The organism is Variovorax sp. GW822-FHT04E09 (genome assembly GCF_058800845.1).
The window spans coordinates 491,947-512,417 of record NZ_JBXAMR010000005.1 but is presented as its reverse complement, the minus strand read 5'-3'; the positions used below and the strand labels follow the sequence as shown (position 1 = coordinate 512,417).

Genomic DNA, 20,471 nt, shown 5'->3' with positions numbered 1-20,471 from the left:
CTATCTCCCTTGCGCAACGAGTTGAAGCAACTGGACCATTCTTGGTGCCGTCTTCTGAATGCAATATGAAGCTTCAACCTTCGCCCTGCCCGCTTGTCCCATACGCTCCCGGGCGGCTTGATCAGTTAGTAAATGCTGCAGACGCTCCACCCAGTCGTCCGCAGTACCGGCCAGCCAGCCGTTCTCACCCTCCTTCACGATCTCGATATTGACACCGACAGGACTTGCCACCACTGGCAAGCCGCAAGCCATGTACTGAATCAGCTTGTAGCCGCATTTGCCCCGCTCCCATGGTGAGTCAGATAGCGGCATCACCCCGACATCGCACTCCGCGATGGCCGCAACCTCGGATGCCTCTGTCCAGGGTATGCACTCCACCTCAACGCCCTTGATCTCCAGTTCGACTCCGATTACGCGCAGCTTGAACGGGATACGTTGCGCCAATGTTGCCAAGGGGGTTGCTAGTTCGCTCAAATAGCGCGACGTCGAAGGGGACCCAATCCACACGACTGTTGGAACGCCCTCGGGCCTATTCGGCCTGACCACATACCTGTCCAGATCGATCACCGTGGGAATCACTTCCACCCACGGCGCACCTGCATCTCGTGCACGCTGTGCCAGGTAACCATTCCCACCGACGACCAAGCGGGCCGTTGCCATCAGCTTGTCCAAACGCCGCCCAAAGCCTCTGCGGACCCAACCCCAGCGATGCAGATCGTAGTTGTGGAAAATGGCATCGTCATAGTCGAGCACATAAGCCGTGCCGCGCAACAAGACTCGCTCGAGGCAAACCGGCACCCATGGCAGTGCCTCTTTTTCGATCCAGACAACGTCGAATTCCTGCCGCCTCTGCATGGCCCGCAGGCGCGCTGTATAGGCTCGCATCAGGTCCGACGAGCGATAAGCACCACGCTGGTAGCGGTCACCCAATTGCTCATCCGACAACAAGGCTTGAGCAGTCACCTGAATCCCGGCACGCTCAAACCAAGGGTGGTACTGCCAGGACCGCATACGAGAAGAGGCGCCAACGCGCCCGTACTTGGTCAGTGCCAAGACCTTGATCGACTTCAACGGGTCACCCCCTTGAGGGCCCATTGAGGCAACCATCGCCACAAGAGGCCATAAGCAGTCCAGGTCTCTCGAAAACCCGTCCACGAACGACGGGCCAAGGCCAAGACCGAACGGGAAATGGGCTCAAGGGCCAGCGTCACAAACAAGACCAAGGCAGCCCCTGGCCACGAGAAATGCTTGCACGCATACAACAGACGACTACGCAACGAATAGAACAATCGCCGCGCCTTCACCTGCCGCGACGTTCCGCCTCCCGCATGAAAGGCTTGCACGTCGGCCAGATACACGCTGTGCCAACCAGAAAGATGAGCCCGACGAGAGAAATCCACATCCTCCAGATAAACAAAGAATCGCTCGTCAAATCCGTGCAGCGCATCAAACAAACTGCGCCGAACCAGGAAGAAGGCCCCAATGACATGGTCTACATCCCGTACTTCCTCATGGTTCCATTCGGTCATGAGAACTCCCAGTGCGGGAAATACGCGATCCAGGCCAAGCGCGTGCGCACTGAAGGCCACTGCAGAAGGGAAACGCGCGCAACTGCGCGCTACATGACCGGACTCATCCACTAGCTGTACGCCACAAATCCCCACTTGAGAATTAGCTGGATCAGTCATAAATTTCAATGCCCTCTGCAGTGAATTTTCACGCAGAGCTGCATCTGGATTTAGGAATAGCAAGTATTTCGCCTCGCCGTGCTGCGCCCCTAGATTGCATGCCCGACCAAAGCCAAGATTTTCATCACCAAAAAGCAATTGCACGCCAGGAAGATTCTCAACGAGCGCGCAAGAATTATCAACAGAACCATTATCCACCACGATAATTTTGGAAATCAATTCTTGCGCCTTTTGACCAACAGATTCAACACAGTCGAGCAATTGATCACCGGCATTCCAATTCACAACAACAACATCAATCACGGCGCACCCCTTGACTTGTCAATGAATTTTTACGCCTAAAAATCAAAGCCCCCCCAGGACCAAGAAAAACCCAATACCAGAAAATAATCTGAACCCACATGGAAAAAAGAGAAAAATACATATCCTGAAAAAACTGCATGATCAAGGGATAAATGGAGGCCGCATAATAAAAGGACCAACGCCCCCCAAATCGAACCGCCCGAACATAAAGAAGCCAGTGCCCAAATAGAAAAATCGGAGGAAGAAAAACCCCCACATAAAGGAAGTCACGAAAATAAATATCGTAGACGGTATACACATTTGTCGGATCAGGCACAAACTGGTAGTCGCGAATCAATGCAACAGGCCTAACCCCTTGAAGGCCTAGAGAGCTAAAAATAGCGATAAAAGAGCGGAACATATTTTGCCCCCACATCAAAGGCGGATCGCTCTCGAATAATTTATAAAAGGCCAACAGAGGTGCAACTGTGTAGCCTCTCAAATTTTCCAGTAGGGATGCAAAATTTTCAGTCGCCCCCTCGTCCACAGAGACGCCTTTCGCCGTTAGCGCAGCAACGACGACAAACATAGAGAGCAAGACAAGAAAAGAAATCGACATTCCCCTCAAGCCAATTAAACCTCGCACTACCAGAGGGAAGATCATCAATGCCATCAGCAAAAGAACAAACGTTCTGCCCGTCGCCATGTAAACGTAAAACAAACCGGCAACCAAGGAAATAAGAGCAGGCTTCAATCCTTTTCTATTTTTCACCAGGGAATAAAATCTGATAGAGGAAATTACGTAGGACAATATAAAAAAGTAGCCCCACACCCCATAACCCTCTCCATCTTCTGTCATGGCAGTACGCAATCTAATGTACCCGTCGACAGAAAATATACTCACCCCTCCGGACAATTCATTTGCACGCTGATAGGCAAATGGAATTACCAAAAAAACCGCAACTTGAGCCCAAAACAAGAGACGACGAGGAGGATAGAACGCCCCTTCATCGCGTATAAAAATAGGCCTTCCTCTCTGCTCCAAAAGGACCACCATCAGAATTAGCAGCGCAACCAGTTTTACCAGCCAAATCAAAAACAAGAACTCAAACGAAACGGGAATGAACTCTTCAGCGCCCCAAAAATACCCTCCAACCACAAGAAACCAAATCAAGAAATAAATTTGAAATGGATTAGCCAATTGCATTGGCCGAAGACTGGAAAGCGCCAATCCAAATAGCAACGTTAGGGCAAGAATCTCAAGCACGAAGCGACCTCGATTTCCAAGCAAGCGCCAATGAATCCACGATCATCCGCCCAACCCACGCGCATGCCGCTCCTAGCACACCCATACTTGCAGTCAATGAAAACAGCGCTAACATAAAGAGCGGCAACTCAATCAAATGCAACTTAGCCGTCACATCAGCGCGGCCCTGAGCGTGTAAAAGCGCATAAAACATAGACCCAATTGAATTCGCAAACACACCGATGCAAAGCACCTGTCCAATTAAAATTGACTCGAGATGCAACCCATTTTTTATCCACAATGGCAAAAAAACAGGCAACGAAATTGCCAAAACCAAACAGACAAAAAACATCAGTACCGCGATCCGCATCAACCATTTGTTAAAATAGCCTCGCCATAAGGTTGGCTGTTCTTGAATAATCTTCGTTAAGCCCGGGAACATTACTGAGGACACGGCGCCAACCAATATTAAGCTTTGAACAACAACCTCATAGGGCAGGACATACACAGAAACGGCGGCGGCCGACAACGTGGCCCCAATCACAAAGCGATCAGCCTGCACCAATATGGGACTGACAATGCTGCTAATCGTTACCCACCCACCAAATGAAAACAATGAACGCGCAATCGTGTTGGAGTATCTGGCTCGTTCCTTGATTTCTAATTCATTCCGCATGCATCGAAGAGCGAGTCGGCGGTAAACAAATAGAGCCAGCAAACGACTAACAACCAAAGACGCCACCAACCAAGGTAGTTGTGTCGAAAAAAAAGAAATGACATAGGGTCCGGCAAAATTCACAACACCCAGTGCAGCCCTCAGTAGGCTAATGCCTCTGAAATTCAAAAAGGCCTCGTTCAAGCCGCGATAGGTCGCGCTCATGGCCTGGGCCGGCAACGCTACTGCAAGCAGGAGCATGGCCACTAGAATTTCATGAGGTGACGTAGCCTCCACACGAATCCAGTGATGCCCCCCCGCCAGAGCGATCACCGCAATCAGTACACCGCCGATGAGCCCGGTAACGAGCGTGATGCGTCCCGTCGTCATCAATACGTCGGGAATGCTCGCGTAGTTTTTTTCCCCACGCAAACGGGCAACCATTTGCGTCAACGCACGCCCCAACCCCAAGTCCATGGCTCCGGCATAACCGATCAGACCCCAAGCAAGTGCCAACAAGCCAAAGCGCTCGTGCCCGAGCCTCGCAATAAGAGATGGAACGGTGAGCGCAGCCACCCCTAGCGGCAACGCCAGCCCCCCCAGATTCCAGGTAATGTGGGAGAGGCGCATCAGTCAGGCAGGTTGGTCGTTTGCAATACCGCGGCCTGCTCCGTGGGCAAGTTGTTTCCAGAGGAGTGCTCGCCTCCCTGTGCCCCAAAGATGGCACCAGCGCTGTCAATGACAAGGCGGCTCATACCCCAAGGAGCTCCGCATGGGATGAGTACCATGCGACTGCACCGGGGATGCCTTCTGCCAAGGTATGGCTGGGCTGGTAGCCCAGCAAACGCCCCGCCTTGCTGATATCTGCTTGGCTGTGGCGCACATCACCTGCTCGAAAATCTTGATACATCGGTTGGGCATCAGGCTGAACTCCATGCTCAACCAACTCATCACGAAGCAATGCATAGAGTTCACTGAGCGTCGCTCGACCGCCTACCGCAACGTTATAGATCTGATTTTTCGCCTCTAAGTTGTCGGTGGTGGCTGCCAAGAGATTGGCTTGAATGGCGTTTTCGATATAGCAAAAATCGCGACTCGTTTTTCCGTCGCCATTAATGCGAACAACCTCACGCTTCAAAAGGGATGCCGTCCACTTCGGAATAACTGCCGCATAAGCCCCATTGGGATTCTGTCTTTTTCCAAACACGTTGAAATACCGCAGCCCAATGGTGTTGAATCCGTAGCAGCGAGCAAATACGTCCGCATACAGTTCATTCACATACTTGGTCACCGCATATGGACTGAGCGGCTTGCCGATGGTGTGTTCAACCTTAGGCAACGCAGGATGATCCCCATAGGTGCTGCTGCTAGCGGCATAGGTAAAACTCGTGACTTTCGCATCACGCGCGGCCACAAGCATATTGAGAAAGCCCGTTATGTTGACGCTATTGCTGGTAATAGGGTCAGCCATGCTGCGTGGAACGCTACCCAAAGCGGCTTGGTGGAGCACATAGTCCACCTCCACGCAGGCGCGCTGGCAGTCGTCCAGGTTACGGATGTCGCCCTGAATAAAGCGGAAGTTGGTCCACTGCGTCGGGCTGACCGAAGACTGCACTTCGTCGAGATTGTGCTGATAGCCGGTCGCAAAGTTGTCTAGGCCGACGACACGCTGGTTCAGCTTGAGCAGGACTTCCAACAAGTTGCTGCCGATGAAGCCAGCTACTCCAGTTACCAGCCAAGTGTGCGGTTCACCTACGAGGCGGGACTTCAGTAAATCGAATGCGGAGGGTTGTTCTTGGGTGATATTGCTCATGCCAATGCCTTCACATTCAGAGTCGACCGTCCGCGGTGCCCAAGGGCAAGATGCTCTTGACATCAAACAGTACGGCGCCGGGTTGACCCAAGGCCTTGATGCCCGACTCGCCCAAGGCGACGAATTGCTGGTGACCAACGGCAAGAACGATGGCCGCGTACTCACCATCTACAGGCAGGTCGGGCAAACATTGCAGGCCATATTCATGCTCGGCCTCAACGGCATCAACCCATGGGTCAAACACGTCCACCTGGGTGTTGTAGCCTTGCAAGGTGCGCACGATATCCACCACCTTGGTGTTGCGCACGTCGGGGCAGTTTTCCTTGAAGGTCAGGCCCAGCACCAGCACCTTGCTGCCCAGAACCGGCACGTTCTTGCGCAGCATCAGCTTGATAACTTCGTCCGCGACATGGCTCGCCATGTTGTCGTTGATCCGGCGACCGGCCAGGATCACCTCTGGGTGGTAACCGACCTCGACCGCCTTGTGGGTGAGGTAGTACGGATCCACACCAATACAGTGCCCACCCACCAGTCCCGGACGAAAAGGCAGGAAGTTCCACTTGGTGCCGGCTGCTTGCAGCACTTCGAGCGTGTCGATGCCGAGCCGGTGAAAAATGAGGCTCAGCTCGTTCATCAGCGCAATGTTCACATCACGCTGCGTGTTCTCGATCACCTTGGCAGCTTCGGCCACCTTGATGCTGCTGGCCTTGTGAGTGCCCGCGGTAATGATCTGACGGTACATCTGATCTACAGCCTCGGCGACTTCCGGCGTGCTGCCGCTGGTTACCTTCTTGATGCTGGGCAGGCGGTGCTCCTTGTCACCGGGGTTGATGCGCTCGGGGCTGTAACCGCAGAAAAAATCTACGTTGAACTTCTTGCCGCTGAATTTCTCGAGAACCGGAACACACACCTCCTCGGTGGCGCCCGGATATACCGTCGACTCGAAAATCACAATGGCGCCTGCTCGCATCACCTTTCCAACGGTTTCGCTGGCCTTGATCAGTGGCGTCAAATCGGGACGGTTCGCGCTGTCGATCGGTGTGGGAACCGTCACGATGAATACAGTGCAATCGCGCAGATCATCGGCCTGTGAGGTGAATGCCAATTGGTTGGCCGCCGTCAACTCGTCAGCAGTCGTTTCAAGAGTGCGATCGTGCCCTCGCTGCAACTCTGCGATGCGTTTGGCATTGATGTCGAAGCCGATCACTTGTCGGTTCTTGCCGAACTCCACGGCAAGGGGAAGGCCCACGTAGCCGAGACCAATGATCGCGATGGGTTGAGTTGATTGAATGACTTGCATGTTAAAAGCACTGGAGACGAAAAATTGGCGACAGGCTCTGAGAAGAGTCATGTCGCCGCACCGCATTCGCGGCCGCTGATTTCAGAGCAACCTGGACCACGCTGTGAACTTCGAAAACTCGGCTTGGATCCAGACGCGATTAGCGATGCCTGCTGTAAACCTCGCTCGCGTTGTTGACCACCGTAGCGGATGGCAGGATCAAGCTGACCACGCGGTTCCACTTGACCAGTGGCACCGGATCGACGTACACGACGTCCTGCGACTGCAACCGGAACTGGCTTGCCAGTGCCATCGTTGCCGGGTTCTTGGCATTCAAATGAAAGATGGCCGGTGCGCCGGTCGCACCTTGGCGAATCACGTAGATCTGGCCGGCGTTGGCGGTGGAGGTCATCGGGCCACCCGCCTCGCCTAAGGCCTCGCTCAAGCTCAAGCGGCCGTTGCTACGCATGGACAGGGCGACCGGCGCCATGATTTCACCCATGACGAAGACCTTGGAGTCCTCCCGGTGCGCCACACGAACGGTGTCGCCGTTCTTCAGGGGAATGCTGTTCCCGTCGTAGCCCGCTTCCCGCAGTCGGGTCATGTCGATGGGAACCGAACGACCGTCGCGGATGAGGGTGACGGCCGACTGGTTGGCATTGGACGTCATCCCGCCAGCGCGGTTGATCGCCTCGCTCAGTGTCATGGGCACATCGGTGAAGATCTGCGAGCCCGGGGTGCGCACTTCGCCCTCCAAATAGGCGCGACGGCTTCTGAAGGACTGAATGCGCACCGTCACCTGCGGATCGCGAACGTGTGGCCGCAACAGCTTGCCGATCAGGTCCGAAGCATCGCCTTCACTCAAGCCAGCCACGCGCACACGGCCGATATAGGGAAAAGCAATCTCACCATCAGCATCGACGATGAAGCCCGGCGCCACCTGCACGCCGGTCGGGTCAGCAGATTGCGAAATCACGGCGCCCGCATTCGGCAGCAACTCGGGGTGGTCATACACGATCACGCCCACGACATCACCCGACCCGATGGTGTAGCGCGCCCCCTTGCCAAACAGCGCCTGCACCTCAGGCGGCACCCCCTTCGGCGACACCTCCGCCAGCGTGCGCACCAGCGCCAGCGAGATCGGGGTGATTTCACCCTCAGGCGCTTCGTCAGGAAGGTAGCGGAACTGCGACGGCAACTCGCCGCCTGCTTCGTAAGGCTCCACCGAACCCATGCCGGGCACCACGGCACAGCCCTGGAGCAACACCACGCCGGCAAGCGCTACCCACGCGAGGGCTTTCGCATTTCTTCTCAATTCAGGTCCCTTGAAAGTCAGTCAGTCGTATCAACAACGAAGCGGCGAAAGAACGGCAATTCCCGGAGGCATGCGAGGCTCGCACATCCGCTCTCTTGTATCGCGCTTCTTTTTCAAACACTTGTGATCGCCGCCACTACGCGGCACCATTTATGTAAAAATTTGAACAGCTATAGTCGCGCTGAAACTGGCAAATTCAGGCAACAAAGGTGCAGAATTCATCGCGGGGTCACGCAAGAATCTGGCGCACCCAGGGCGAATGCGCTCTGACAGACAGAAGTCTTGAAGGTCGATTTCGCGCGGCCGCTCCCCACTGCTCCCCTCTCATCGTACCAGTGCAGTGCACTGTCAATGGGGCTTTGCCTGCGTTCCAGGATGCTTCCGGAATGCCCGTACGGCGCCGTTTTGCCTTCTTTTCGAGAGCAAAACACGACGTATCCGACCGGTTCTACCCATCCCGCGAAATTGGAAACAAGACGTTCCAAAGCGTAGTCGGCAAGGTTTAGCTACGGAGACTGGGTACCCTCCGTCCGTTCCAGGCAAGAGCCGCCAGCGGTCATGCCTCAGTTGCAGTCCAGCATCACCCGCCGCGCCGCCGTCTTGCCCTCCCACTTCCACAGGCATACTGGCACCCCTTTCAACAGCAGGTCTTCAGCACCCTTTCTGAATCATGAGCATCCTCAGCGAATTCAAGGAGTTTGCCGTCAAGGGCAACGTCATCGACCTCGCCGTCGGCGTGATCATCGGGGCGGCGTTCGGCAAGATCGTCGACTCGCTCGTGGCCGACATCATCATGCCGCTCGTGGGCATGGTGTTCGGGAAGCTCGACTTCTCGAACCTCTACGTGATCCTGGGCACGGTGCCGCCGGGCGTGACGAACACGCTGGCGGAGCTGAAGAAGGCCGGCGTGCCGGTGCTGGCGTATGGCAACTTCATCACGATTGCTGTCAATTTCGTGATCCTCGCCTTCATCATCTTCATCATGGTCAAGCAGATCAACAAGCTGCGCAAGACCGAAGAAGCCGCCCCCGCAGCGCCGGCCGCCACGCCGGAAGACATCACGCTGCTGCGCGAGATCCGCGACAGCCTGAAGCGTCCTTGAGCTTCTCTTTCCGGCCGCGCGCTCAGGCGCCGGCCAGCGTTCGCGCCATGCGCAGCGCCTCGACGAGGCTCGAGGCATCGGCCACGCCCTGGCCCGCGATGTCGAACGCCGTGCCGTGATCCGGGCTGGTGCGCACCAGCGGCAGCCCGAGCGTCACGTTCACGCCCTTCTCCACCCCGAGGTACTTGACCGGGATCAGGCCCTGGTCGTGGTACATCGCGATCACCACGTCGAACTCGCCGCTGGACGGCACGCCGGCCTTGGCGCGCGCGCGCATGAAGACGGTGTCGGGTGCATGAGGCCCCTGGGCATCGATGCCCTCGGCGCGCGCGGCCTCGATGGCCGGCGCGATGACGGTGCGCTCTTCCGAACCGAACAGGCCGCCCTCGCCCGCGTGCGGGTTGAGCCCGGCCACGCCGATGCGCGGCGGCCGACCGAGGGCGTGGGTCAAGGCGCGATGGGTGATGCGCAGCGTGTCCAGCACGCCGTCGAAGCGCACGGCCTCGATGGCGTCGCGCAGCGACATGTGGATGCTCACGAGCACGGTGCGCAACTCGTCGTTGGCCAGCATCATGCGCACGGGCACGTCGGCCACGGTGCGGCCCAGGTGGGCGGCGGCCTCGGCCTGCAGGAGCTCGGTGTGGCCGGGGTACGGAAAGCCGGCCGCGGCCAGCGCCTCCTTGTGCAGCGGTGCGGTGACGAGGGCCGAGATCTCGCCGCGCAACGCGGCACGCGCGGCCCACACCACGCAGTCGCCAGCGGCGCGCCCGGCCTCGGCGCTGATGCGCCCCTGCACGATGCCTTTCGGCGGCGCGATCACCTGCAGCACCGGGATGCACCCCGGCGGCACGGTGGCCGCCTCAGCGACGCTGGCGATCTCCACGACAGGCCACGCCAGTCGCCCCGGCGCCGCGAGCGCCTGCGACGCACAGCGCAGCGTGCCGACGTCGCCGGCCACGAACGCACCGCGCACGGCGTCAGGCGCGTCGCGGAAGGCCTTGGCAATGATCTCGGGGCCGATGCCGGCCGGGTCGCCGAGCGTGATCGCGATCGGCGCCTTCATGCGGGGTTGTCGATGTCGATGAATTCGTGCTTCAGCCCGAGCTGCGCCGCCACATGGGCGGCCACGGCCTGCGCACCGTAGCGCTCGGTGGCGTGGTGGCCGCAGGCCAGGAAGGCCACGCCCAACTCGCGGGCGTAATGCGCCTGCGGCTCGGAAATCTCACCGGTGATGAAGGCGTCGGCGCCGGCCGCGATGGCGGCCTCGAAGTAGCCCTGGGCGCCGCCCGTGCACCACGCGATGTTCTTGATCGGGCGGTGGGCCGTGTCGACCAGCGTGACGGGCCGCTTCAGCACCTTCTCGACATGGGTCGCCAGAGCCTTGGCGCTGGCGAAGTTCTCGCCGTTCTCGCGCGCGCCCAGGAAGCCCAGCTCCTGTTCGCCGAAGCGCCCGGCCGACCCCGGATGCGCAACGAGCCCCAGCTGCAGGCCGAGCTGCGCGTTGTTGCCCAGCTCGGGGTGCGCGTCGAGCGGCAGGTGGTAGGCGAACAGGTTGACGTCGTCGCCCAGCAGCAGGCCCAGGCGCTGCTTCATCCAGCCGGTGACGCAGCCGTCCTGGCCGCGCCAGAACAGGCCGTGGTGAACGAAGATGGCATCGGCCTCGGCGTGGATCGCGGCCTCGATCAGCGCGCGGCTGGCGGTCACGCCCGAGACGATCTTGCGGACCACGGTGCGCCCTTCGACCTGCAGGCCGTTGGGTCCGTAATCCTTGAAGCGCCCGGGGGCCAGCAGCAGGTCGAATGCGTGAAGCAGTTCGTGGCGTGTGGTGCTCATCGCGACATTGTCGCGCTCCCCGCGGCCGGCGCGCCATCGCGCATCGGGTGGCCGCGTGCGGCCAGGGGCCACAGGGCCAGCAGGAAGCCCAGCGCCGCCAGCGCGGCTACGTAGTGGGCCGGCGCCATGGTGTCGTGCTGCAGCCAGAGCGTGAGGATCACCGGCGTCAGGCCGCCGAAGACGGCATAAGACATGTTGTAGGCGAAGGAAAGCCCCGTGAATCGCACCGGCGCCGGAAAGGCGCGCACGCCCGCGATCGGCACCGTGGCGATGGTGCCCACGAAGAGCCCCACCAGCCCGTAGTGCCAGAACAGCGTGGCCGGCGTGCCGGGCAGCCCGGTGTAGAACAGGTAGGCGGTGGCAAAGAGGCCGCCCCAGCCGATGAGCATCACGGCGCGCGTGCCGATGCGGTCGCTGGCCCAGCCGACGATCACGCAGCCGATGGTCAGGGTCAGCGTGGCGAGCGCGTTGGCCTCGAGCGCCAGCGCCGCCGGAATGTGGTGCACCTTCTGCAGGTAGGTGGGCGTGTACAACACCACCACGACGATGGCAGCCGACAGCACCCAGGTCTGCAGCCCCACGTACACGCTCGCCAGGCGGTGCTCGCGCAGCACGGTGCGCAGCGGCAGCTCGCGGGCGACCGTCTTGCGGCCGGCCAGTTCCTTGAAGACCGGCGTCTCGTGCAGGAAGCGGCGCAGGTAGACCGAGAACAGACCGAACACGCCGCCCAGGATGAAGGGAATGCGCCAGGCGAAATCGTTCACCTGCTCCGGCGAGTAGTGGCGGTTGATGGCCACGGCCACCAGCGAGCCCAGCAGGATGCCGCCGGTGATGCCCGAGGTCAGCGTGCCGATGCCGAAACCGTAGCGCTTGGCCGGCACGTGCTCGCCGACGAACACCCAGGCGCCGGGCATCTCGCCGCCGATGGCTGCGCCCTGCAGCACGCGCATCGCCAGCAGCAGCAGGGGCGCCGCGACGCCGATGCTCGCGTAGGTGGGCAAGAGGCCGATCACCAGCGTGGGCGCCGCCATCAGGAAGATCGACAGCGTGAACATGCGCTTGCGCCCCAGCAGGTCGCCGAAGTGCGCGATGACGATGCCGCCCACGGGCCGCGCGAGGTAGCCCGCGGCGAAGATGCCGAAGGTCTGCAGCTGGCGCAGCCAGTCGGGCATGTCGGCGGGGAAGAACAGCGCGCCCAGCACGGTCGCGAAGAAGACGTAGATGACGAAGTCGTAGAACTCGAGCGTGCCGCCGAGTGCGGACAGGGCCAGGGTCTTGTAGTCGCGCGCATCGAGCGTGCGCGCCGGAGCGGGCTTGGCGCCGTCCGTGTAGGTAGCTTCTGAGGTCATGGCAGCAGGGGTATCGTGGCCGCTCGCCTGCCTTGAACCGGATAGGGGCAGAGCGTGGCACGCCGACGAAAGAATCGCCTGGCCGCGTCCGCCGGGTGGGCGGCGCGGAAGGCCTGGGGGGGGCGATCCGGGTCGGATCGCCTGCCGATACTAAGGGTTAGCCCGTATTCACGCCCCGCAGGCCGCGCAATCTCGACCCTGCCGCGCGGTCTATGGCGCCAGGCCGGTTGAGGGACAATTGCAACCGGCGCCGTCTTTCAGCGCTTTTCCAACGCTCTTTCTTCAAGCTTTCATGAAACGCACCTGGCTGCTCTTTGCTCAAGCCGTGACCGTCCTGCTGGCGGCCTACTTCGTCGTCGCGACGCTCAAGCCCGAGTGGATCCACAAGCGCTCGACCTCGCTGGGCGGCGTGGTGTCGATCGTCGAAGCGCCCAGCGGCGCGCCGGCCGCGCCCGCCGCGGGCAGCCTGAGCGCGGCGGCCAAGAAAGCCTCGCCGGCGGTCGTGAGCATCAACACCAGCAAGGCCGCGCAGCGCCACCCGCGCAGCAACGACCCCTGGTTCCGCTTCTTCTTCGGCGACCAGGCCGACCAGCCCCAGGTGGGCCTGGGCAGCGGCGTGATCGTGAGCACCGACGGCTACATCCTCACCAACAACCACGTGGTCGAGGGCGCCGACGAAATCGAGGTCACCCTGAACGACAGCCGCCACGCGCGCGGCAAGGTGATCGGCACCGACCCCGACACCGACCTGGCCGTGCTCAAGATCGAGCTCGACAAGCTGCCGGTGATCGTGCTGGGCAACTCCGACGAACTGCTGGTGGGCGACCAGGTGCTGGCCATCGGCAACCCCTTCGGCGTCGGCCAGACCGTGACCAGCGGCATCGTCTCGGCGCTGGGGCGCAACCAGCTGGGCATCAACCAGTTCGAGAACTTCATCCAGACCGATGCAGCCATCAACCCCGGCAACTCGGGCGGCGCGCTGATCGACGTCAACGGCAACCTGCAGGGCATCAACACCGCCATCTACTCACGCTCGGGCGGCAGCATGGGCATCGGCTTCGCCATTCCGGTGTCGATGGCCAAGATCGTGCTCGAGGGCATCGTGAAGGAAGGCCAGGTGCGCCGCGGCTGGATCGGCGTCGAGCCGAGCGACCTGTCGCCCGAACTGGCCGAGACCTTCGGCGTGAAGGCCGACGCCGGCGTGATCATCACCGGCGTGCTGCAGAACGGCCCCGCCGCCAAGGCCGGCATCCGCCCGGGCGACGTGATCACCTCGGTGGGCGAGAAGAAGACCGACAGCGTGCAGGCCCTGCTGACCGCCGTGGCCGGCCTCAAGCCGGGCGACACGGCACGCTTCGCGCTGCAGCGCGGCACCGACAAGATGGAACTGGACGTGACGCCAGGGCTGCGGCCGAAGAGCCCGATCAGGCAGCAGTTGCCGAACAACGAATAGGCAAGAAACGACAGCGGCTCCGGCCGCAGATCGGACAGCAACAAAAAAGCGGCCCTCGGGCCGCTTTTGTTTGGGGGGCAGGAGCCGATCGATCCGGGGATCAGGAACTGCCGGAAGACCCCGAACCCGCGCTCTCTTCCTCACCCTCGGGCGCCTTGCCCGTCCCTGCGAAGTAGCGCGCCCCGATGATCCCCACCTCGTACAGCAGGCACATCGGCACCGCCAGCGCGAGTTGCGAGACCACGTCGGGCGGCGTGAGCACCGCGGCCACCACGAAGGCGATCACGATGAAGTAGCCGCGGAACGAGCGCAGCTTCTCGATGGTGACCATCTCGAAACGCACCAGCAGCATCACCACGATCGGCACCTGGAAGGCAACGCCGAAGGCGATGTACAGCGACAGGATGGCCTCCACGTACGACGAGATGTCGGGCGTGGCCGCCACCGCCGCGGGCGTGAACTTCTGGATGAAGCCGAACATCTTGTCCAACACGAACAGCTGCACGAAGGCGATGCCGCCGTAGGCCAGCACGCTGCCGAAGAAGATCAGCGGCAAGGCGAAGCGCTTCTCGTGGCTGTACAGGCCCGGCGCGACGAACATCCAGGCCTGGTACATGAGCCAGGGCAGCGCCAGCAGCACGGCCGCCATCATCAGCACCTTGAGCGGCACGAAGAACGGCGAGAACACGCCGATGGCGATCAGCTTGGCGTCCGGCGGCATGTGCGCACGGATCGGCATGGCGATGATGTCCATGAGCCCGCTCGGGCCGGGCCAGATCGCCAGCAGGATGCCCGCGACCACGAGGCCGTAGACGCAGTACAGCAGCCGGTCCCGAAGCTCGACCAGGTGCTGCACGAACGGCTGCTCGGTGCCCGCCAGCTCGTCTTCTTTGTTCTTGTTGTCGGAATCGGCCATGGGAGAGGAGAAAGCGTGGGAGAAGACACAGGCGCACGGGGCGCCCGGGAACGCCGCGGGGCGTGCGCGTGCGTCAGTTGATCTTGTGGGGGCGGAAGCGGGCAACCCGCGCCGCGCCCGACAGCGCCTTGGTACGCACGCCGTTGCGCGCCTTGTACCAATTCGGCGTGGCGCCCTGCTTCAGGCGCCAGTTCTTGCGGGGGTGCCTGTATTCGGGCACCGCCTGCTCGGGCTCGGCCAGCGCCGACAGGGTGTCACCGGACGCGCCGGAAAACTGCTTCTCGAACTCGCTGGCGCCGGTGTGGATGCTGTGCTCCACGTCGCGCGCCGCGTCCTCGACCGTGGTCTTCATCTTGCGGAGCTCGTCGAGCTCCATCGAACGGTTGACTTCGGCCTTGACGTCGTTCACGTAGCGCTGGGCCTTGCCGAGCAGGGCGCCCACCGTGCGTGCAACGCGCGGCAGCTTCTCCGGCCCGATCACGATCAGCGCCACGACGCCGATGAGCGCCAGCTTCTCAATGCCGAGGTCGATCACGGATGTGTGCCTGCAGTGCTCAGGACTTCTGGCGCGCTTCGACGTCGATCGTCGACTTGTCGCTGTTGGCCGGCTGGCCGGTCACTTGCTGCGTGGGGGCCGACGTGGTGGAGGCATCGGGGGAGGCCGAGCCGTCCTTCATGCCGTCCTTGAAGCCCTTGACGGCACCACCGAGATCCGAACCCATGTTCCGCAGCTTCTTGGTGCCGAAGATCATGACCACGACGAGCAGCACGATCAGCCAGTGCCAGATGGAAAAAGAACCCATGGAGAACTCCTAAGAATGTGTCCGATTTTAGTCGGGGGGAATGTGACAGTTTGGCTTAACCCTGCTCAGCCGCGAAGCCAGGGGCGGGGGCCGCCCATGACGTGCACATGGAGATGGTGAACCTCCTGTCCGCCCTCGGCGCCAGTGTTCACGACGACCCGGTAGCCGCCGTCCGGATAGGGCCGGCAGCCCTGCTCCAGCGCCAGCTGGGGGGCCAGCGTCATGATCTTGCCCATGAGCGCCGAATCCTCGGGCGTGAGCTGCGCCATCGAGGCGATGTGTTTCTTGGGCACGAGCATGAAATGCACCGGCGCCCAGGGCGAGATGTCATGGAAACCGAACAGGTCGTCGTCTTCGTAGACCTTGCGCGAGGGGATCTTGCCTTCGATGATTTTGCAGAAGACGCAGTTCGGATCAGATGACATCTTTGGGTTCCATGGGACGGCCGTCGTTCATCCGGATCATGCCCTTCACGATCCGGTAGAGGAACCACAGCGAAATCAGGCTCCAGGCGATCCAGCCCGGCACGAACAGCAGCAGCCAGAGCCACGAGGTGACGATGTACAGCAGGCCGGCCCACAGCACCGAGCGGATGCGCCAGCTGAAGTGCGAGGCCTGCCAGGTGCCGGCCGCGTCGTCGCGCTTCACGAAATCGATCAGGAGGGCGATGAGCAGCAGCAGCACGGAGGCCTGCGCGCCCGGCACGACCGCGCCGATGGCCACGATCAGGTGCAGCACGTAGCTGACCCAGCCCCAGGTCTTGAGGGAGTCGTCGGGTTCCACGTTCACGATGTCATTGGCCATGGTCGATGCCCTTTCAATCGATCATTCAGTCGTTGGAAGCTTCGCGGGCCTGCACCTTGCGCAGGGCTTTTTCCTCGATGCCGCTGGTGCCTTCGCGGCGCTCGAGCTCCGCGACCACGTCGGCTGGCGAGAAACCGTAGTGGGCCAGCGCCACCATGGTGTGGAACCACAGGTCGGCCACTTCGTTCACTATTTTCGAGCGCTCGCCGCCGTGGTCCGCGTCCTTGGCGGCCATCACGACCTCGGTGGCTTCCTCGCCGATCTTCTTGAGGAAGGCGTCGGGGCCCTTGTGCAGCAGCCGGGCGACGTAGCTTTTCTCGGGGTCGCCGCCGTTCGCGGGCAGGCGGCTCTCGAGCACCGCAGCCAGGCGGGCGAGCGCGTCGGAGGTGTTCGAATCGTTCACTGTGGCGCTCATTTGTAGATCGACTCCGGGTCTTTCAAGACCGGCTCGACCACGGTCCACTGGCCCTTCTCGTACTTGCTGAAGAAGCAGCTGTGGCGGCCGGTGTGGCAGGCGATGCCGGGCTCGTGGCCCAGCTGCGTCACCTTGAGCAGCACCACATCGTTGTCGCAGTCCAGGCGGATCTCGTGCACGGTCTGCACGTGGCCCGACTCTTCGCCCTTGAACCACAGCTTGCTGCGCGAGCGGCTGAAATACACCGCGCGGCCCAGCTCGGCGGTCTTTTCGAGCGCCTCGCGGTTCATCCACGCGAACATGAGCACGTCGTTCGTGCCTTGTTCCTGGGCGATCACGGGCACCAACCCGTTCGCGTCCCACTTCACTTCATCAAGCCAATTCATGGGGATATTGTCAAGGATAGGAAAAGACCCTTCCGGTCCCGCTCAGGCGTCGATGCGCACGGGAATCCCGCGCTCGGCCATGCGCGCCTTGGCCTCGCCCACGGTGTGCTCGCCGTAGTGGAAGATGCTCGCGGCCAGCACCGCGTCGGCGCCGCCCTTCTGGATGCCGTCGGCCAGGTCGTCGAGGTTGCCGACGCCGCCCGAGGCGATCACGGGCACGTTGACCGCGTCGCTCACGGCGCGCGTCAGGGCCAGGTCGAAGCCGCTCTTGGTGCCGTCGCGGTCCATGCTGGTGAGCAGGATCTCGCCAGCGCCGCGGCGCGCCATCTCGGTCGCCCACTGCACCACGTCCAGGCCGGTGTTCTTGCGCCCGCCGTGGCTGTAGACGTCCCAGCCCGCGCCGCGCGTGGCGGCGTCTTCGGGGCTGCGGCGCTTGGCGTCGATGGCGACCACGATGCACTGCGAGCCGTACTTCTGGGCCGCGTCGCTGATCACCTGCGGATCGGCGATGGCGGCCGAGTTGAAGCTGGTCTTGTCGGCGCCCGCGTTGAGCAGCCGACGCACGTCGGCCACGGTGCGCACACCGCCGCCCACGGTCAGCGGAATGAAGACCTGCGAGGCCACCGCTTCGATGATCGGCAGGATCAGGTCACGGCCGTCGCTGGTGGCCGTGATGTCCAGGAAGGTGAGTTCATCGGCGCCCTGCGCGTTGTAGCGCGCGGCGATCTCGACCGGGTCGCCGGCATCGCGCAGCTCGAGGAAGTTGACGCCCTTGACGACGCGGCCGCCGGTGACGTCGAGGCAGGGAATGATGCGTTTGGCAAGCATGGGGTGGTGAACCAGGGAGAAATCAGAGAACGCAAAGCTGTTGCCAGCCCTGCCATTGGGCGCCGGGCGCCAGCACGACGGGTTCGTCGATGCGGGCCGCCTCGACGCACAGCATGTGGCGGAAGCCCTCTGGGGGCATGTCCGCGAGTGTCGCACCGAGCGCGGCGCCGGGGTTCCAGACCACGGTTTCGGTGCAGGTTTCGCTCTGGGTGATTTCGAGCGTGCCGTCGGGCTGCACCAGCCGCAGCGGCTGCGCCGGGGCCGTGTAGACGCTGTCGAACTCGGCGTCGAACTGCAGCGCGGCAGCGGTTTCGGTCTGGCGCACGTCGCGCACCGCGTCCCAGCGGGCGGCGCCCTGCAGGCCTTCGAGGCGCACGGCGGCGATGTCGTCCACGCGCAGGTAGGTGTGCAGCGCGGCCGAGAACGGCCAGGGCGCGTCGCCGGTGTTGGTCAGGGTGAGCGCGGTGCGCAGCCGGCCGGCGGCGAGCGTGGCGTCCAGCCGCGCCTCGAAGGCATGCGGCCAGAGCCGGCGGGTGGCGTCGTTGTCGCGCAGCACCAGCCGCAGCGTGTCGGGCGCGCCCGATTCCTCGCGAATCCAAGGCAGATTGCGCATGAAGCCATGCTTGGGGAGCATGCCGCGCTGGTTGAACTGGGGGCAGCACAGGGGAATGCCGCCGCGGATGGCGGTTTGGCCGTCAAAAACGGCCTTCGGACTCAGATACAGTCGCTCCCCACCGCGGGCCGGGGCCCAGGAAAGCACCTGGGCGCCATGCAGCGCCACCGTCAGCGTGCTGCCATCGGCCGCCACGGCGTGCAACGCCGGCTGGCCTCGAAACTCGATCGAGCGGATATCCATGTGAGGAATTGTAGGCAGCCGCCGCATCCTGGCAGCGGGCCATTGCGTGCATCCGCCTTTCTTGGATACCCTGTGCCGGGTCGGTCCCGTGCACTCGAAAAGAACCACTCTCACACGACAAAGGGGATACGCATGAAGAAAAAGCTGCCCATGGCCGCCTGGATCCTGATCGCCATGGTGCTCGGCATCATCGTCGGTTACATGATCTTCACCAGCTTTCCCGACAAGAAGGCCGCCAAGGAGATCGCGGACTACGTCTCCATCGTCTCCGACGTCTTCCTGCGCCTGATCAAGATGCTGATCGGCCCGCTGGTGTTCTCCACGCTGGTGGTGGGCATCGCGCACATGGGCGACGCCAAGTCGGTCGGCCGCGTGTTCGGCAAGGCCATCGGCTGGTTCCTCACGGCCTCGCTGATCTCGCTGGTCATCGGCCTGGTCATGGCCAACCTGCTCAAGCCCGGCGAGAACCTGGGCCTGCCGCTGCCCGACATCGGCGCCTCGGCCAACCTGGCGACCAACAAGTTCACCTTCAAGGACTTCGTGAGCCACACGGTGCCCAAGTCGTTCGTGGAGGCGATGGCCAACAACGAGATCCTGCAGATCGTAGTGTTCTCGATGTTCTTCGGCGTGGCCCTGGCCTCGCTCGGCGACAAGGCCAAGACGCTGGTGGCCGCCATCGAGGAGCTGTCGCACGCCATGCTCAAGATCACGGGCTACGTCATGAAGCTCGCGCCGCTGGCGGTGCTGGCGGCCATGGCCGCCACCGTGGCCGTGAACGGGCTGGGCATTCTCGTCAAGTTCGCCGTGTTCATGCGCGACTTCTACCTGGGCCTGTTCGTGCTGTGGGGCGTGCTCATCATGGCCGGCCTGCTGTTCCTCGGACCGCGCGTGTTCAAGCTGCTGGTGCTCATCAAGGAGGCGTTCCTGCTGTCGTTCGCCACCGCGAGCTCCGAAGCCGCGTACCCGAAGATCCTGCAGGCGCTCGACCGTTTCGGCGTGAAGCGCAAGATCTCCAGCTTCGTGATGCCGATGGGCTACTCGTTCAACCTCGACGGCTCGATGATGTACTGCACCTTCGCCGTGCTGTTCATCGCGCAGGCCTACGACATCCACATGCCGATCAGCACGCAGATCACCATGCTGCTGATCCTGATGCTCACCTCCAAGGGCATGGCCGGCGTGCCGCGCGCCTCGCTGGTGGTGATCGCCGCCACGCTGAACCACTTCGACATTCCCGAAGCCGGCCTGCTGCTGATCCTGGGCGTGGACACCTTCCTGGACATGGGCCGCTCGGCCACCAACGCGGTGGGCAACTCCATCGCCACGGCCGTGGTCGCCAAATGGGAGGGCGAGCTGCTGTCCGAGAGCGATGCCGAGGCCAACGCCAAGGTGCTCGACGAGGAAGCCGCCGCCACCCTCGCCCACCCGGCGCACGCGTGAGGCGCCAC

Annotated in this window: 22 protein-coding genes; 3 read left to right on the top strand and 19 right to left on the bottom strand. The window is 61.9% G+C overall.

Features of this window, described 5'->3' with window-relative positions; all coding sequences use genetic code 11:
• From AC1RL8_RS22535 to AC1RL8_RS22505, 7 genes are all read right to left on the bottom strand, one after another.
• Positions 1-1,071, bottom strand: coding sequence for a glycosyltransferase family 4 protein (locus AC1RL8_RS22535; protein ID WP_492686153.1), 1,071 nt, complete (start codon positions 1,069-1,071; stop codon positions 1-3).
• A complete protein-coding gene (locus tag AC1RL8_RS22530) occupies positions 1,068-1,991 on the bottom strand; it encodes a glycosyltransferase family 2 protein (RefSeq protein ID WP_492686154.1) in 924 nt (307 codons plus the stop codon). Before AC1RL8_RS22530 ends, AC1RL8_RS22535 begins: the two co-directional genes overlap by 4 nt.
• The gene (locus tag AC1RL8_RS22525) at positions 1,984-3,237 is read right to left on the bottom strand and encodes an O-antigen polymerase (RefSeq protein WP_492686155.1); all 1,254 of its coding nucleotides are present in this window, start codon (positions 3,235-3,237) and stop codon (positions 1,984-1,986) included. Before AC1RL8_RS22525 ends, AC1RL8_RS22530 begins: the two co-directional genes overlap by 8 nt.
• Positions 3,230-4,501 (bottom strand): oligosaccharide flippase family protein, encoded by a 1,272-nt coding sequence (locus AC1RL8_RS22520; protein ID WP_492686156.1) that lies wholly within the window; start codon positions 4,499-4,501, stop codon positions 3,230-3,232. The genes AC1RL8_RS22525 and AC1RL8_RS22520 overlap by 8 nt, the downstream gene beginning before the upstream one ends.
• Before the next feature lie 121 nt (positions 4,502-4,622).
• Positions 4,623-5,684, bottom strand: coding sequence for an NAD-dependent epimerase/dehydratase family protein (locus AC1RL8_RS22515; protein ID WP_492686157.1), 1,062 nt, complete (start codon positions 5,682-5,684; stop codon positions 4,623-4,625).
• A 16-nt stretch (positions 5,685-5,700) separates the two neighbouring features.
• Complete coding sequence (gene tviB / locus AC1RL8_RS22510) at positions 5,701-6,984, bottom strand: Vi polysaccharide biosynthesis UDP-N-acetylglucosamine C-6 dehydrogenase TviB (protein WP_492686158.1); 1,284 nt, start codon at positions 6,982-6,984, stop codon at positions 5,701-5,703.
• A 139-nt stretch (positions 6,985-7,123) separates the two neighbouring features.
• On the bottom strand, positions 7,124-8,197 hold the full coding sequence (locus AC1RL8_RS22505; RefSeq protein WP_492686397.1) for a polysaccharide biosynthesis/export family protein: 1,074 nt from the start codon (positions 8,195-8,197) through the stop codon (positions 7,124-7,126).
• Positions 8,198-8,948: 751 nt separating this feature from the next.
• Between AC1RL8_RS22505 and mscL the strand changes: the two genes are divergently transcribed.
• A complete protein-coding gene (mscL, locus tag AC1RL8_RS22500) occupies positions 8,949-9,380 on the top strand; it encodes a large conductance mechanosensitive channel protein MscL (RefSeq protein WP_062473649.1) in 432 nt (143 codons plus the stop codon).
• Between the two features lie 22 nt (positions 9,381-9,402).
• Here mscL and pdxA read toward each other — a convergent pair whose 3' ends face one another.
• The 3 genes from pdxA to AC1RL8_RS22485 are packed head-to-tail and all read right to left on the bottom strand — an operon-like array spanning position 9,403 to position 12,562.
• A complete protein-coding gene (pdxA, locus tag AC1RL8_RS22495) occupies positions 9,403-10,443 on the bottom strand; it encodes a 4-hydroxythreonine-4-phosphate dehydrogenase PdxA (protein WP_492686159.1) in 1,041 nt (346 codons plus the stop codon).
• A complete protein-coding gene (locus tag AC1RL8_RS22490) occupies positions 10,440-11,213 on the bottom strand; it encodes a Nif3-like dinuclear metal center hexameric protein (RefSeq protein ID WP_062473645.1) in 774 nt (257 codons plus the stop codon). Before AC1RL8_RS22490 ends, pdxA begins: the two co-directional genes overlap by 4 nt.
• A complete protein-coding gene (locus tag AC1RL8_RS22485; protein ID WP_492686160.1) occupies positions 11,210-12,562 on the bottom strand; it encodes an MFS transporter in 1,353 nt (450 codons plus the stop codon). Before AC1RL8_RS22485 ends, AC1RL8_RS22490 begins: the two co-directional genes overlap by 4 nt.
• Before the next feature lie 292 nt (positions 12,563-12,854).
• Here AC1RL8_RS22485 and AC1RL8_RS22480 point away from each other — a divergent pair, with 292 nt between their 5' ends.
• The gene (locus AC1RL8_RS22480) at positions 12,855-14,015 is read left to right on the top strand and encodes a S1C family serine protease (protein ID WP_492686161.1); all 1,161 of its coding nucleotides are present in this window, start codon (positions 12,855-12,857) and stop codon (positions 14,013-14,015) included.
• A 100-nt stretch (positions 14,016-14,115) separates the two neighbouring features.
• Here the strand turns inward: AC1RL8_RS22480 and tatC are convergent, their stop codons facing one another.
• From tatC to AC1RL8_RS22435, 9 genes are all read right to left on the bottom strand, one after another.
• A complete protein-coding gene (gene tatC / locus AC1RL8_RS22475; RefSeq protein WP_492686162.1) occupies positions 14,116-14,931 on the bottom strand; it encodes a twin-arginine translocase subunit TatC in 816 nt (271 codons plus the stop codon).
• Positions 14,932-15,004: 73 nt separating this feature from the next.
• A complete protein-coding gene (gene tatB, locus AC1RL8_RS22470) occupies positions 15,005-15,466 on the bottom strand; it encodes a Sec-independent protein translocase protein TatB (RefSeq protein ID WP_062471652.1) in 462 nt (153 codons plus the stop codon).
• Positions 15,467-15,485: 19 nt separating this feature from the next.
• Complete coding sequence (tatA, locus tag AC1RL8_RS22465; protein ID WP_062471655.1) at positions 15,486-15,734, bottom strand: Sec-independent protein translocase subunit TatA; 249 nt, start codon at positions 15,732-15,734, stop codon at positions 15,486-15,488.
• A gap of 65 nt (positions 15,735-15,799) precedes the next feature.
• Positions 15,800-16,159, bottom strand: coding sequence for a histidine triad nucleotide-binding protein (locus AC1RL8_RS22460; RefSeq protein WP_070059922.1), 360 nt, complete (start codon positions 16,157-16,159; stop codon positions 15,800-15,802).
• Complete coding sequence (locus AC1RL8_RS22455; protein ID WP_056572726.1) at positions 16,149-16,538, bottom strand: DUF4870 family protein; 390 nt, start codon at positions 16,536-16,538, stop codon at positions 16,149-16,151. The genes AC1RL8_RS22460 and AC1RL8_RS22455 overlap by 11 nt, the downstream gene beginning before the upstream one ends.
• 25 nt (positions 16,539-16,563) lie before the next feature.
• On the bottom strand, positions 16,564-16,953 hold the full coding sequence (locus tag AC1RL8_RS22450; RefSeq protein ID WP_492686163.1) for a phosphoribosyl-ATP diphosphatase: 390 nt from the start codon (positions 16,951-16,953) through the stop codon (positions 16,564-16,566).
• Entirely contained in the window at positions 16,950-17,339 is a 390-nt protein-coding gene (gene hisI, locus AC1RL8_RS22445; protein WP_095743771.1) for a phosphoribosyl-AMP cyclohydrolase, read from the bottom strand. The genes AC1RL8_RS22450 and hisI overlap by 4 nt, the downstream gene beginning before the upstream one ends.
• A gap of 42 nt (positions 17,340-17,381) precedes the next feature.
• Positions 17,382-18,167: an imidazole glycerol phosphate synthase subunit HisF gene (gene hisF, locus AC1RL8_RS22440; protein WP_056572731.1), complete on the bottom strand. Its 786-nt coding sequence runs from the start codon at positions 18,165-18,167 to the stop codon at positions 17,382-17,384.
• Between the two features lie 22 nt (positions 18,168-18,189).
• Complete coding sequence (locus AC1RL8_RS22435) at positions 18,190-19,023, bottom strand: D-hexose-6-phosphate mutarotase (protein ID WP_492686164.1); 834 nt, start codon at positions 19,021-19,023, stop codon at positions 18,190-18,192.
• A gap of 132 nt (positions 19,024-19,155) precedes the next feature.
• Here AC1RL8_RS22435 and AC1RL8_RS22430 point away from each other — a divergent pair, with 132 nt between their 5' ends.
• Positions 19,156-20,463: a dicarboxylate/amino acid:cation symporter gene (locus AC1RL8_RS22430; RefSeq protein WP_070059926.1), complete on the top strand. Its 1,308-nt coding sequence runs from the start codon at positions 19,156-19,158 to the stop codon at positions 20,461-20,463.
• Positions 20,464-20,471 lie beyond the last annotated feature (8 nt).